The 13,927-nt window shown below is 55.7% G+C and carries 8 protein-coding genes; 3 read left to right on the top strand and 5 right to left on the bottom strand.

Going from position 1 to position 13,927, the window contains the following annotated elements; genetic code table 11:
• Nucleotides 1-23: 23 nt before the first annotated feature.
• A complete protein-coding gene (gene mobF / locus K3178_RS12925; protein WP_221571826.1) occupies nucleotides 24-2,933 on the top strand; it encodes a MobF family relaxase in 2,910 nt (969 codons plus the stop codon).
• A 108-nt stretch (nucleotides 2,934-3,041) separates the two neighbouring features.
• On the opposite strand, the gene K3178_RS12920 is transcribed toward mobF, so the two are convergent.
• From K3178_RS12920 to K3178_RS12910, 3 genes are all read right to left on the bottom strand, one after another.
• Complete coding sequence (locus K3178_RS12920) at nucleotides 3,042-4,085, bottom strand: AAA family ATPase (RefSeq protein WP_221571825.1); 1,044 nt, start codon at nucleotides 4,083-4,085, stop codon at nucleotides 3,042-3,044.
• Nucleotides 4,070-5,644 (bottom strand): ATP-dependent nuclease, encoded by a 1,575-nt coding sequence (locus K3178_RS12915; protein WP_221571824.1) that lies wholly within the window; start codon nucleotides 5,642-5,644, stop codon nucleotides 4,070-4,072. The genes K3178_RS12920 and K3178_RS12915 overlap by 16 nt, the downstream gene beginning before the upstream one ends.
• A gap of 181 nt (nucleotides 5,645-5,825) precedes the next feature.
• Entirely contained in the window at nucleotides 5,826-7,037 is a 1,212-nt protein-coding gene (locus tag K3178_RS12910; RefSeq protein WP_221571823.1) for a hypothetical protein, read from the bottom strand.
• 97 nt (nucleotides 7,038-7,134) lie between these two features.
• On the opposite strand from K3178_RS12910, the gene K3178_RS12905 reads away from it, so the two are divergent.
• Nucleotides 7,135-8,244 carry a DUF3800 domain-containing protein gene (locus K3178_RS12905; protein ID WP_221571822.1) on the top strand — a complete coding sequence of 370 codons (1,110 nt, stop codon included), beginning with the start codon at nucleotides 7,135-7,137 and terminating at the stop codon, nucleotides 8,242-8,244.
• Between the two features lie 38 nt (nucleotides 8,245-8,282).
• Here the strand turns inward: K3178_RS12905 and K3178_RS12900 are convergent, their stop codons facing one another.
• On the bottom strand, nucleotides 8,283-12,305 hold the full coding sequence (locus K3178_RS12900; protein WP_221571821.1) for a tetratricopeptide repeat protein: 4,023 nt from the start codon (nucleotides 12,303-12,305) through the stop codon (nucleotides 8,283-8,285).
• A 318-nt stretch (nucleotides 12,306-12,623) separates the two neighbouring features.
• Nucleotides 12,624-13,259: a S24 family peptidase gene (locus tag K3178_RS12895; protein ID WP_221571820.1), complete on the bottom strand. Its 636-nt coding sequence runs from the start codon at nucleotides 13,257-13,259 to the stop codon at nucleotides 12,624-12,626.
• Nucleotides 13,260-13,713: 454 nt separating this feature from the next.
• Here K3178_RS12895 and K3178_RS12890 point away from each other — a divergent pair, with 454 nt between their 5' ends.
• A complete protein-coding gene (locus K3178_RS12890) occupies nucleotides 13,714-13,923 on the top strand; it encodes a hypothetical protein (protein WP_221571819.1) in 210 nt (69 codons plus the stop codon).
• Nucleotides 13,924-13,927: the final 4 nt, after the last annotated feature.

The raw sequence follows: 13,927 nt of genomic DNA, 5'->3' as shown, positions 1-13,927 counted from the left end.
GGGCCCTAAACGAAGGCTGACCAATGCTTTCAGTTGCCAATGTCCGCTCCTCCTCAGCGGCTGCCAACTACTTCGCGTCCGACAATTACTACGCCAAGGCGGATGCCGACCGTTCGGGCCAATGGCTCGGTGAGGGCGCCAAGAGGCTTGGGCTGGAAGGTCGGGTCGATGCCAAGGTCTTCGACGCCTTGCTGCGCGGTGAGTTGCCCGATGGGACAAGCGTTGGCAATTCCGGACAAGCGCATCGACCGGGCACCGACCTTACCTTTTCCGTGCCCAAGAGCTGGTCGCTGCTCGCGCTTATCGGCAAGGACGAACGGATTATCGCCGCCTACCGCGAGGCTGTCGTCGAGGCGCTGCAATGGGCAGAGAAGAACGCCTCCGAAACCCGCATTGTGAAGGATGGCAAGGTTCTCACCCAACCGACCGGCAACCTTGCGATCGGTTTGTTCCAGCACGACACCAACCGCAACCAAGAACCCAACCTCCACTTCCATGCGGTCATCGCCAATGTGACGCAAGGCAAGGATGGCAAGTGGCGAACCCTCAAGAACGACCGGCTTTGGCAGCTCAACACTACGCTCAATTCGATCGCAATGGCGCGCTTTCGTGTGGCGGTCCAGAAGCTTGGCTACGAACCGGGCCCGACCCTCAAGCACGGTAATTTCGAGGCGCAAGGGGTCTCCCGCGACCAAGTCATGGTGTTCTCTTCGAGACGCAAGGAGGTGATCGAAGCGCGGCGCGGCCCGGGGCTTGAAGCAGGCCGGATCGCCGCGCTCGATACACGCGCTGCCAAGAAGGGAATCGAGGATCGGGACACGCTCGGCAAAGTGTGGGATGAGACCGCAAGGTCGATCGGACTTGATCTCGCTCCAATCATAGAGCGCGCGCGCGGACGTGCTGCGCAAGCCGGTATGCCGGGAAGCACCTCTACCTCACTGGTCGAACGTGGCCGCGCGCTTCTCAGGCAATTTGCGGCGCACGTGCGCAGTCCAGCGGCTGACCCGCTCGTTCCGGCTTCGGTGCTCAAGCAGGACAAACAGAGCATCGCCGCCGCGCAGGCGGTCGCGTCGGCAGTGCGCCATCTATCGCAGCGCGAAGCGGCGTTCGAACGCGATGCGCTCTACAAGACAGCGCTGGATTTCGGATTGCCGACCACCGTTGCAAATGTCGAAAAGCGCACTCGCGCGCTCGTGCGCACAGGCCACCTTGTTGCCGGGAAGGGCAATCACAAAGGTTGGCTTGCATCCCGCGATGCCATTGAGACCGAGCAACGCATTATCGCCGAGGTCGAGGCCGGAAAAGGCGAAGTGGAATCTGTCCTCTCACCGAAACAGGCTGAGGATCGGGTACAGGCATCGGCCGAGATCGGTCACGGATTTCGTCTCAATGACGGCCAGCTGTCGGCTGCCCGACTGATCCTGACTTCACACGACCGGACTGTTGCAATCCAGGGCATTGCCGGAGCGGGCAAGAGCAGCGTCTTGGCCCCAGTTGCACAAGTCCTGCGCGAGGAGGGCCGGCAGGTCGTCGGGCTCGCGATCCAGAACACCCTCGTTCAGATGCTCGAGCGCGACACCGGTATCAGCTCGCAAACGCTGGCGCGCTTTCTCGGAGGCTGGAATAAGCTACTCGCCGAGCCCGGAAACCTCGCTCTCCGCACCGAAGCGCAATCGGCTCTCAAGGACAGTGTTCTGGTTCTCGACGAGGCCTCGATGGTCTCGAACGAGGACAAGGAAAAGCTGGTCCGGCTAGCAAACTTGGCTGGTGTGCATAGGCTCGTCCTGATGGGTGATCGCAAGCAGTTGGGCGCGGTGGATGCCGGTAAACCTTTTGCCCTGCTCCAAAAGGCGGGGATTGCTCGGGCAGACATGAACACCAATCTTCGCGCCCGAGATCCTGTCGTCCGCGAAGCTCAGGCTGCCGCCCAAAAGGGCGATGTCTCAAAAGCACTGGCGCAGCTGAAAGATCACACGATCGAGGCAAATGGTGATGGCGCCATTGTAGCTGCCGAACAGTGGCTTTCTCTGCCTGAGTCCGAGCGTGATCGGACAGCGATCTATGCATCAGGACGGAAAATCCGCTCAGCCGTCAACGAGGCCGTCCAGACCGGCCTCCTCGCCAATCGCGAAATCGGACCAGGCAAGATAGCGCTACGCGTTCTCGACCGCGTGAACATCACGCGCGAAGAACTGCGATATCGGGCCTCCTATCAAGCAGGCCGCGTTCTGGAGGTCTCGCGGCGAGAAAAGACGCTCGGCCTAATGCCGGGAGAATATCGGATATTGGATGGTCGTAGCGGTTCCAAGAACGTGACCGCGGTGAACAAGCGCGGCAGGCGATTCAGCTTTGATCCTTCTCGGATCAAGGCGAGCCAAACGAATGACAGCCTCTCCCTATTCGAAGAGAGGATGATGGAGGTCCATGAGGGAGACAAAATCCGCTGGACACGCAACGATCACAAGCGTGGCCTTTTCAATGCTGACCGGGCCAAAGTGGTGGTGATCAGTCGTGGGAAGGTCACCGTCGAAACCTCGAGCGGCGAGCAACTGACGCTGGCCAAGGGCGATCCAATGCTGAAACGGATCGATCTTGCCTATGCTCTCAACGCCCATATGGCGCAGGGTCTAACATCCGACCGCGGGATCGCGGTGATGGATAGCCGCGAGCGCAATCTTTCGAACCAGAAAACGTTCCTCGTAACGGTGACCAGGCTTCGCGATCACCTCACCCTCGTAATCGACAATACGCGAAAGCTAGGCGCCGCGGTGGCTAGAAACAGGGGTGAGAAGGCCTCGGCCCTTGAAGTAACCGAGAGGCTTCGAGTTGCTGCGGCTAAAGGGACATCCATTGACCAACCCAAGCCCGGCCAGCCGAAGGTTGAGAAGGAAATTACTCGAACGAAAAGCAAGACCCTCGATATCGGGATTTAGCGTTATCTTTGCACTCCAATCTCGGTCATTCGTGCGGTTGCAGCTCAGATCCGAAAGCTGCCTTTCGCTTGTGCTACTGGTTGATCAGATCTTTATTTCGACAATTGGTCAAACCTGGTGCCCTGTCTTCAGTGTGGAAACGAACTTCTCCGGAAAGAGATACAGATTCCCGCGCGCACGGGAGCAAGCGACGTACAGCTTATGCCTAGTCTCATCAGGTAATTCCTGCATCTTTCCATCCAAGAAGTGTTTCAATGTCTTGGGGTTTAGTGCAACGCAGACATTCTCATAGGTGTTTACACCTTTGCAGCGGCCCCAATTGTTCGCATTGCACGCATACTTTGCATAGTCACTGCGAAACAGCGTCACGTTTGCTGGTTCATTTGCAAGAGCCAAAGCCTCTGCTTGGTCCTCAACCAACCGAACATTGCTTTCGTCTGTCCGGTGGCTCGCAATTGGGATACCGATCGTTTCGGTTATGAAATCGCAGACTGAAGGACTGCACCTGTAGGTCTTGTCCAAACTCGTTTGGTCGACGTCGATACCTTCATTGCGGAATTGGGCGACATAGGCATCCAAGCCACTCGTGTGCAGCGATGCCCGTGTGTTTCCATCTCGACTTGTATCAAATGTATGCTGAAAAAAGTCCCCGACCAGTGAAAAATCCAGTCCCGCTTTGGTTAGTGCCAAAAGTAGGTTGAAATCATTCGATGCGAAATCCTGCACTTCGTCGACGAGGAACTGATCGAAATGTCGCTCAAGTCGTGCAGTGATTTCTTTAGTCGCTCCGAACTCCAAGGGGAGCTTTGCGGCGCGGTTTGCGTAGAGGTAGCGACCTTCGGTCAGATAGTGCCTTGGGTGGCTCTTCTTCCAAAATGGTCGAAATGCTGGAAGCTTCCAGGTGAACGATCGATCTCTCAATTCGTAAGAAAAGAACGGGCGGATGCAGAAGCGGTACAGGAATGAAAAGTAAGTCAACACCGTAACATGCGGTGGCACTCGCCCGAATTTTTCTACGAGCCCGGCCTCGAGATTTCGGTGATTCTCGTGGGTGTACGTCACTACCAGTGACCGCTTTTGGTCGTCGATCGTCTCGAGAATGCGCGTGGTCTTTCCTGACCCTGCAACCGCCAAGATTAGTTGTTTAGCCATCTGATTGCATCTTTGACATATTCGGGAGCGACGAGCTCCTTCCCGACATTGCTCGCCAATTGGTAAGCAACCTCCGCCTTGTTCTCGAGCATGTATTCCTCGACGGTAAGTGTTTTGCGCTTCTCGCCGAACAGCTCTTCACACTTTTCGACATTGTCGCGATAGACACAGACCTCAAATGTCCAGCGACCATCATCTGCATCGTAGAAAATCCGAATGTTCTCGAATTCGGCGAATCCTGCGTAACGATCGACACATTTCCGTTGTTGGTCCTTGTCGTTGTCGGTCACCACAGCAGTCTTGATGCCAAGCAATTGTGCAATCTCAAGAAAGCGAGGGAAGCTCAAACCTCCGACAGAAATCACCGAAACCTCAGAGCCAAACAACTCTTGGCCCACAACAGTTTCATACATGCTCTCCATCAACATGTATTCAGCGTTGCCTTCGACCAAGAGGCATTTCCTGGTCAACGCAAACTCTAAGACGAGGCTGTTCGGTGCCTTCATGAAGAAATTTGCTGTCTCTTCGGATAAGCCTTCGAGCTTGATGGGATCACTGGCGGGGTCACCGAAGAAGACGGCCTTACGCAGATCGAGCCGCGAGCAAATGAGTGAGCTATGTGTCGCAACGAAGACCTGGGAGTCACTGGCGCCTTCGATGACTCTCACGAGTTCCTTCATCCGCGTATGGCTGAGATGGTTTTCTGGCTCTTCTAGTAGCACGACATCAATATGGGTCTGTTTTGAAAGCGCAAACTCGGTACGAATGAAGCACTGTTGGCCCATCCCCATGTTCTCTATATCGACGCCCCGAGCTTCGATTGTCAGGTCGGTCTCAAGGTTGGCTTTTGGGCCGCTCTTCACCGAAAACGCATAATCGCCATCAACGCGCTTGTTCAACTCATCAAAGTTTTCCCGAACAAATCCATCTTTAGTCTGTCGATATTGGTATTTGAGGCGTTGCTTTTCGTCATCCTTCGCGTGTGCGCCGTACATCTTTTGCACATAGGAGCGAGAAGCATGCTCGTTGCTGATCTTCGTATTGTCGATCAACAAGTGCCTGAGCGGCTTATTGTAAGCGTGGATGGACCTTCCGCTGAATCCCTTAATCTCCACCATGTAGTATTCGAATGGAAACGTTGGATCGTCGCCTGAGACCAAGTCTGCGATGACTTCGTACAGATCATCCCTTGGCCGGCAGCGCAGGAACACTCCAAAGCCTTGCGTCTGCTCCATGTTGGATTGCCCATCGAATTCCTCTTTGTCGCAACCTCCCAGATAGAGATCGACCTCCATCTCCGGCAGGTCTGCAAATTCTCTTTCCTCTTTGGCCAAGAATTCTTCGACGGCTTGGCGATTGAGCAGCCGGTCAAGGCCAAGCGCATCGACGCGATTGGGATTGCCGCTAAGCACCAACTCAATCGCAAGTAAGATCGAGCTTTTCCCAGTCTCATTATCTCCGATAAAGATATTAAGCCCACTATTGAGATCTTCGATCTTTCGTTCCCTGAATCCTCGAAAATTCTTGCAGTGGATCTTCTCTATGTATTGGTCAGCCATTGCTCTCGATTACCAAAACACCCGGTCGCAGAACAGGCCGACCATGAGCGAATGCACTTATTTGGATATAGGCGGCAATCAGATTGCATTGCGCGAACACGTAGAGGCAGGGCATTCGATGGGAAACGCCATAAAGCAGCCGCTTGTGCAGCCTCTGAAGTATTCCGGGTCGATTCCGAGGTCACGAGGAATCCAAATGCTGACGCAATTGATGGCGAATTGCACCTAAAACGCCGAGTTCGATCTGCCACACCGACGGCAAACCGGCCTCGGCCAGCTGGGCAGGCCGACGCGCGAAAAGCCTCTTCTCAAACGCGATCTCCGATCCATCTGGTATGCTGATTGTCACACTGACCTGGCATCGTGCATTCTGCTCGTTTTCTTGAGCGTTTCCGAAAATTTCCCATTCGGATGTGCGCTCAATCCTGACCTTTTCGACCTCTAGTTCCTGCCATTCTCCGATCTTCTCGGACAGCAAGGTCAGAACGGGGTGATAGTCGATTAGGGCAACAACATCGGTAAACCGGCGCGTATCCAATGCCGCCTGAAACAGTGTGAGCGCCTTTTCCGGAGAATCCGGATCGAGCCGGGCCAGATTGGCGGCAAGAAACTTGGCGTTCCAAGCACGGTTCGATGCCTCATCCTTCGGCTCGGGCGCGATGTCGCGCGCCCATTCCACCACCGCCGCCAGCAGGTTCAGCGACTTGGCAGACACGGCCGGATAGGCATAGTTGAGGCGCGTCCCGTGCAGTATGCCATTGCGCAGCGGCATCGTCAGAGGCGCTTCGGAATAGCCCCGCTGTCCCTTACGCAGCTTTTCCAACAGAGATCGTAGCGCGGTCGGATGACCGGCAACGCTTTCCAGCGACTGGAACAAATGATCGAGATCCTCGATATCGGCGAACATGCTCTTGGTACCGGTTTCCGACACGCCGAACCCGTCCACCAGCATCAGAATGAGAGGCACGACAATCATGTGGTCGCCGGTGTCATAAGCCTGGAAAACGCGTTCCACGAACTCTGCCCGGACCGGATAGCGGGGTTCCGCCATCCCGCCGCCGAGAAGCTTGAGCGCTTGCCACTTGATCGGTTCGACAGCGAGCAAATGCGCGGTCAGATACTCGTCAATCAATCGCTGTTCCGCGCCTTCGAGCTTCATCGTGAGCGCGCGTGCTGCAGCTTCATAGCCGCACGCAAATTCCACATAGATCCAGCCATGTTCGAGGAAAGCGGCATTGAACCGGTCCGGTAAATCGGGCAGCCCTTCAAGCGTCTGCGCCAGCTTGAATACCTGTGAATCGGCCGGCATGCCGGCTGCTTGGCGCAAGAGCTCCTCAAGCTTCTGGAGATCGGGGTTGTCGCCCTTGATCCTGCTCGTGCCCTTGTTGCTCACGCTGCTCGCCCCGATACTGTCCGCCTGTCTCCGTCCTAGTGCAAGAGAACTTTGGAAACTCTAGCAATATCAAAAGAGAAGCGACAATAATATCTCAATGACAATGGATGCTACAGAATTGCGCGAACCAACAATTGCGGCCTTCGGCCTGACCAATGCCGATGCACGCTATACCTTCTACTATGATGAAACGAACAATGTCCGCCGTCTTCGTCTGACGCCGGATGGCTTCAACGTGCAAAGGCCGGAGTGCTTCGTTCTGGGCGGGATCGTCCATCGCGGCGAGCCTAGTCCGATCGATCTTACTGGCTTGCGCAACCGGCTCAGACTGCAGGCGAGCGTCACGGAGTTGAAGTTGAAACATCTCGGCAAGGGAGGGTTTCTCGATTTGCTTGCGTCATCGCGCACCGGGCCGTTTCTGGAGTGGCTGCAGGAAAGCGATTTTTGTGTCCACTACCAAGCCACCGACCTACTTTACTGGTCGATCGTCGATATCGTGGACGCCATTATCGCTGGCTCCGAGAAGTCGGAACTGATCCAGTATAACTGGATGCTGAAGGACAGCCTCTATCGCCTGCTCCGCGATGACCCCGACCAAACCGCTGAACTGCTGGGCCGGTACGACTTTCCAAATGTGGGTGAAGAACATCGGCGTGCCTTCATGACTGAACTGATCGAACTGACCGAACATCGAGGCGACGGGCTCGATCACTTCGCCTACCACATGCTCAAGGGCCTATTGGAGATGGGCATGAACATGCAGGCGCTGCCCTATCTGGAAGACGAGACGCCCAATCTGCTTATCGACGGATTTGGCCCGTTTTTCCTCAACCGGCTATGCCTGTTTACCCGATCGTCCCATATTCTGGATAACGAGTTCGAGATCGAACAATATCTGACGGGGTTGCAACTTACCGAAGCGGGACAGCCCTTGCGGCACTACCGATTCGCGGACTCGCTTATGGAGACGGGCGTCCAGATTTCGGACCTTGTTGCCGGACTTCTGGGAAAGCTGTTCTCATACATCATCAAGACACCGGTGGACTTGATCGCAGACGATATCCAAAACCTCTCGTCCCTACAGTCACGTAATCTTGAACTGTTGAGTAAGCTCCTCGACCGGTCGACCGATGAATCGCCTGCTTTCGCGCAATACGTCCTTGCAACCGAGGATCGACAGCGAGCCGGGTTCTTGCTTTCTCGATGAATCAGAAGATCGCTGTCCGCTTGGCCGACCCGGCGATCCTATAAATCGGCCAGATAACTTGTAAATTCGGGCGACAGCCTTTGCCCGACCGCGCTTTGAGCGGCCAGTGCAATTGCGGCGACACGCTTCAGGCCGGTAGGCTGCGCAATCGCCTCCTCCAGCGGAGGGATCGACACCGCAGGAGAGACAAGCGCGAAGCGCTGTGTCGCAACGGTTTGTGTCCATTCGCTACATGCCCACTCATCCACCAGCTGTTCGATCACCTCTCTGAAATCGGACCGGGCGGTCATTTCGGTGAACCGCAATGTCGCCAGGAACAGTTTGGACGGAGAAAGCCTTTCGCCCGAGCTGACGCGGCCCAATAGACTGCCATACTGAAGCCTGTCCGTGTCAGCTTTGCTCTCGGGAGTGCAGAGCGCATGGATGAGTGCATGCCCCGGATAGTCGACAGCCATCATTGAATTCCAACGCTCTTGGAGCGGTGCGAGACCGTCGTGAGCATTGTCGGCCAACCGAGCAAAGCAAAAAGCAAAGATAGCCGCTTCGGCGGCATCTCTGACAGTATCGTCGGCAAGCTGCTGCGGAGTAGCCGATGGAATAGATCGCCTCACAGGGTCTTCCAAATCTGACGCGAAAAACTCGTCTCGGTTGTCCATGCAATACGCCCGAAAATCCACCCAGTCCTGCAAAGCGCGCAGGAATGCTTGATCATTCTGGCTTTCGATCGCGGCAACGACACGACCGCGGCGCAAACTGAGCTCCATCGTCGGAATGCGCTGTTGGCCTAAGCGTTGGTCAAGCCGATCGTTGATTCCCAAGTTCAGATGAAAACGGGTTTCCGCATCCGCCAGCATGTACCAAGCGGTGTCCAGAGGCGCCATCGGCAGGTCTTTCAACCCCTGATGCGGTTCAGGATTGCTGCACATGCCAGGAGGCAGGTCGTAGATTGCATCTTTGATGCGGTTATAATCCCCGGTAGCCTCGTTGCTCAGCCACAGGATCAGCTGGCCTATCGTTTTGTAGCAATGGATTGCGCGGAGTGAGCTGCGCGGTGCCAGCTGGTCCAGATTCTCCAGACATACTGCCAGTTCACCAACAGCTTGAGCTGTGTCGCCTGCCTGATAGCTTGCAAATGCGGCGTCCGCGCGCAAACCGATAGCCATCGGCAGAAGGCCGTCGAGCGGCACCTTGGCAGCAGCCTTGTTACCTTCGAGAAACCACTTCTTCGCATCTGCCCAATCACCGGTCTGTCCGGCGCAGATGCCGGCTTCACGGCACAGGAAGGCTCTTTCGATATGATCGTTCTTGGAAAACTCCGGATCTAGACTCTCGAATTTCGCCAGTGCTCCCGCATAGTCATCCTGCCGGTACAGCACCTTCGCATGAGCGCGGGCGAACTGGTCGTCGCGACCGAACTGCTCGTTGCCTGCTTGCAGGGTTTGCACGGCCAGATCGGGATCTTTCAGATATTCGTCTTGCATGACGGCGACGGCAATCTCGCATTTGGCTGCCAAGGCTGGGTAATCCCACGAACTCGCGAGGCCAGACATCTTGCGGAACGCCGCGATCGCCGCTTCCGGATCGAGTGTCCCAGCCTCATGACCGGTGATCCAGGCCGAATTGACGAGCAACCCGAACTCGCTGGGAACCCGGTCATACTCGCCCAAAAATTCGTGTCGCAATTTCGGACCAACACTGTCGAGGCGTTCAAACAGGTCCGCAAGCGCAGCAGGTTCGCCGATTCGCATCGCTTGCGACATGAACAGCATTCCGAACATTTTTGGTGCCGACTTCAAGGTGCCTGGAGCATCCATCTCCCGAACAAGGCTCTTCATCGCTTCATCTGTTCGCGCCAGCTCCTCCAGGCGCAGCAGCAAATCGAACCAATCCGGTATGGCCTTGCTCGCCCGGTCGGAAAGCAGGAGCTTGGAAATGATCATTGCCTCGAACTTTAGATCGGCAGAGCCGGGTTCCGTTCCACCTTTCTCACGCCACAATGCGTCCCACACATTTTTGACTTCTTCGTCCGGCCCGAAGTCGAGGCAAACCAGGAGCTGAGCCAAACGCAGCATTTTCGAGACTGCGCCGTTGTCTGGAAATATCGGCCGTCTTGTTTGGGTCAGCCGCAATGAGATTAGATATCTTGAGACGTGCCGCCGGTTATCGGCGTCGGCTGCAATGATTCCGTGGGCAAGCTTCATCAGCGCTGTTTCTGCCTTGCCCGACAAGCCATGCAGATATGCGCTGCCACCCTGGGCTACCGATATTTCCTCTGATTCCATGATCGCATCGGCGAATGCACGGTGAATTGCTCGGGTATCCTCCTCGTCGAAAACCTCGTTCCCGGCCCCGTAGAGCAACGGTGAAATCCTGAACTGGCTAGCGCTGATCTCGTCGATCCACGGGCCTACCAGCTGATCGAACATCTCGCCTGCGTTGGGCAATGACGGGCTCAGTTTACCGAGTCTGAAAACCGTTTTCCGATCGAAACCGCCGAGGCCGAGACTAAGGCGATAGAGCAGCGTTCTGGAAGCTTCTGGAACCGAGTTGACCAGTCGGGTTCGCGTTGTCGCTTTCTCCCGCAAAACATCCTTGGATGACAGTCCATGTTTCATGAGTGCGGACAGTTCCGATTCCGGCCAATCTCTCGATTGGAGGCCAGCAATACTGGCTTGAACCAGCTGTGGGTGACCGTTGTCGGACGTGGCGTAGATCGCCGTACCCCATTTTTCGCTGTCGCCGCCCGCTTGCGTGATCAATTGATCAACATCAGCCCCCGTCAATGCGGGCGTCTCGATAACGGCTTCCGGCGAAATATTGCTTTCGCTAAGCGCGCGGGTTGAAGGTCGGCGATATGATGTCGCGATGCACAGCTGATCGCGCCGTTTCATCGCATGCAAGAATACCGCCATTGCTCTTATCACTGCGGGGTCATCGATCTGGTTGACGTCATCGATCAGGACTCCGCCAAGTTCCTGTTTCGAAAGTTCCGGGATAGATTCCATCAGCTTGTTTGCTGCGATCGATGGCTCAAGGTCTCGCAAGTCGAGAATCGACCACAATTTTCCGGTCGCTCGGGCTGCCAAACGCGCTGCTACTGTCTTTCCCATGCCGGTGCCACCGGTAAGCACCAAGACCCCCTTCGATTGGAGATCGGCGATCAGCTGGGCGTTGAATTCTGGTCGCTCAGCCAAGAGGCTTGGCAGCATGATCTCGGATTCAGGCAGCAAGCGCCGCTCGCTGACAAATTGCGCCTTTTTGTCATCGCCCTTGATAAGCTTTTCTGCGTCCGAGCGGCTGACTGACAGCCGCGTTTGCGCTTCGATAAGTAGCAGCAGGTCAGCGCGGGAAAGCTGCCTGCAGCCAGCCTCAGAGCACGTCATAAGGACATGTTCGAGAATAGGCGCCGTCAGGTTTCTGGCTTCGCTTGGCGGTATCTGTCCATGATCCCAAGCGAAACCGACAAGCATCTGTTCCAACTCGGCCTGCACCGCAGCAAGCGGCGGCTGGCCGCAGTCCCAATGCACGCACTGCAATATCCCCTGTCTCAGCTGTTTGTCATCTAATGCAGCGATGTATCTGATCGTCTCAGGGTTTAGCGGTGCGTTTTCGAGCGAGGCGCGCAGCGGCGCGGCGTCGGCGCCAGCTGCCGCCTTGCGCCAGTATTCGAGTGCTGGACCGCCCCCCACTTGCAGGTTTTTTCGTTTCTCAAGTCCGATTCTAGACGTCGACAGGAGCCGCACCGACACTCGCCGATCTGGATTGCGCTGTTTCAACAGAACCAGCGAATCCAGAAGTGCTGCGGCTTGAGACGAACCCAGCGTGACCGGTCCCGACGCAGCCGTGTCCTTGACCTGAACCGCATTGAGCGCGCCATTTGCCGCAACGGCGTAGTCCTCGGCAACTTCGAGATACAGCTCTTGGTTTTCTCCTAATTGCAGCCAGGCAATGGCACTCACATAAATTTGATAGGCATAGCCGCGCAGTGCGCTAACTGCTTGCCTTGTCTGATCGCCCGATACTCCGCTCTTGCGAGGATAGTTGGGATCTAAAGTTGCCATAATACTCTACTGATCATAGCACTGATACTAAGGCGGAAAATGCGAGAAAGCCACGAGCATTAAGATTAGAGATCGAGCGCGAACGGCAAGCCGATGCGACCATCCCAAAGCAGTGGGTCTTGGCTGCTTGTCACGAGCCCGCCTATGACAAGCAGCATCTCATCTACTGCGCAAGAGCTTCGTTTCAATGCGACTGCAAGGTAATGCCCGCAGTAATGGAGAACCAACAGCTAGATTACTTGATATGGTCGTCGAATGTCTTTTACGCCGTGCTTCTGCCCAAGAGAGGACATTCAGCAAACGGCCCAGACCATGCCGTCAGAGAGCTCTACCAAACCAGATGACTCGCCCAACAACATGGACATCTGCCCGATCCATGTCGTGCCATGTGGGGTAGGCGGGGTTGTCGCTGGCGATCGTGACCTGTTTGCCGCCAGGTTTGATGGCAATACGCTTTACCACCAGAGCTTCGTCTGCACGCAGCACGTAAATTCCATCACGGAGCTTTGAACCGTGGTCGGATGCATCCACGAGAACCTCGTCGCCATCGCTGAGCGTTGGTTCCATCGAGTCACCCATAACTCCGACGATCGACAGGCTCGCGCTTTTCGCGGCAGTCAATCTTCGTAGCCAACGCTCGTCGAAACCAAACCGCGTCTGAGCGCTTTCGCTTTCGGCAATGGCGCCAAATCCGGCGGATGCTTCAACCTCAAGAACGGGGATTTCAACCATCCCGTCTGAAACCGGGTTCGCCGGTCCTCCCAAGGTCTGCTCATCAACCCCGAAGAAGCATGCCAATGTCTTCCGATCCTCATCGTCGAGTATCTTCGGCGAGCCACGCTTAATGAATTGCTGGATGTAACTCGGGTTGCGGCCGAGGAGCCTTGAAATCGAGGCGTAGCCGTATCCACCCTGAATAATGAGGCGGTCGAGCTCTTCTCTGACATTTACCATCAGCTTGGTCCTTTGGATGCAGCCATAGGATTTTTTCCTAGACTCGCGGAAATCATCCTAGTAGGAACAGAACAAGAACACAAGCGAAATACGAGTCGGAGCAGTAAGGAAATGAGTTTGCTTGAACGGATCGAGAAGCATCTGAAAGAAAACCACATTTCTGCAACTCGCTTCGGTAGGCGCGCTGTTGGTGACCCCAGATTCGTCCTCGACCTACGAATGGGACGAAGGCCACGCCGCAGAACGATCGAACGGCTGGATGCTTATCTCGCGTCGTGCGAAAAGGCAGCTGCAAAACCATGCGACCGCGACCGCAAAGGTGTCCACCGCTCCGGGATACGGCAGCCGTAGTCACACGGCGCATCGCCCTGCTATTGTGATGATCGGCCCGTTGATGCATTCTGAGCCCAATAGAGGAGAGGGGGCTTCGGTTTCCGCGAAAGGACACTGACCTATGAGCAATTCCGATAGAACCCCGCCAGAGAACAAAGGCGATTGGGAAGGCTTTCGCGAAATCGATCGCGCCATCGCTGAGGATCGCCTGGCATCGTACACGTGGAAGAAGACCTGGGCTGATCCATGGGGACGTTTGAAGCTGATCCTAATCTTCGTTGGCTTGTCGGCATTTGTTGCATTCGTGGTAGTGCACGACGCCATCCTTTAATCGC

It is taken from the genome of Qipengyuania sphaerica (genome assembly GCF_019711595.1).
Taxonomy (GTDB): domain Bacteria; phylum Pseudomonadota; class Alphaproteobacteria; order Sphingomonadales; family Sphingomonadaceae; genus Qipengyuania; species Qipengyuania sphaerica.
The sequence above is the reverse complement of the archived record's forward strand: the minus strand, read 5'-3'. Positions and strand labels throughout refer to the sequence as shown.

Coding starts and splice junctions, on each gene's coding strand:
- mobF (WP_221571826.1), top strand. CDS start 24: ATGCTTTCAGTTGCCAATGTCCGCTCCTCCTCAGCGGCTGCCAACTAC.
- K3178_RS12920 (WP_221571825.1), bottom strand. CDS start 4,085: ATGGCTAAACAACTAATCTTGGCGGTTGCAGGGTCAGGAAAGACCACG.
- K3178_RS12915 (WP_221571824.1), bottom strand. CDS start 5,644: ATGGCTGACCAATACATAGAGAAGATCCACTGCAAGAATTTTCGAGGA.
- K3178_RS12905 (WP_221571822.1), top strand. CDS start 7,135: ATGACAATGGATGCTACAGAATTGCGCGAACCAACAATTGCGGCCTTC.
- K3178_RS12900 (WP_221571821.1), bottom strand. CDS start 12,305: ATGGCAACTTTAGATCCCAACTATCCTCGCAAGAGCGGAGTATCGGGC.
- K3178_RS12895 (WP_221571820.1), bottom strand. CDS start 13,259: ATGGTAAATGTCAGAGAAGAGCTCGACCGCCTCATTATTCAGGGTGGA.
- K3178_RS12890 (WP_221571819.1), top strand. CDS start 13,714: ATGAGCAATTCCGATAGAACCCCGCCAGAGAACAAAGGCGATTGGGAA.